The sequence below is a fragment of the Solihabitans fulvus genome, assembly GCF_008386585.1.
GTDB classification, from domain to species: Bacteria; Actinomycetota; Actinomycetes; order Mycobacteriales; family Pseudonocardiaceae; genus Solihabitans; species Solihabitans fulvus.
This window is the reverse complement of sequence record NZ_VUOB01000180.1, coordinates 1-219: the sequence shown is the minus strand read 5'-3', so window position 1 is coordinate 219 and position 219 is coordinate 1. Positions and strand designations below refer to the sequence as shown.

The window sequence follows — 219 nt, the reverse complement described above, 5'->3', positions numbered from 1 at the left end:
ACGCGGTGTGCTCCACCGCCGATCTGCCCGTGCTCGCCGGCCTGCTGCCGATGACGGTGCACGGCCAGTACTGCGCGCCGGCGGGCACACCGTCGACGACCGTGCAGCTGTTGCTGCACGGCGCCACCTACAACAGCGCCTACTGGGACCTGCCGTACCAGCCCGGCCAGTACTCCTACCAACGCGACATGGCCGCGCACGGCCTGGCCACCTTCGCCG

At 71.2% G+C, this 219-nt stretch carries 1 pseudogene; it reads left to right on the top strand.

The features are described from left to right. Positions 1 to 219, top strand: a pseudogene (locus tag F0L68_RS41180) (alpha/beta hydrolase); the annotation flags it as partial.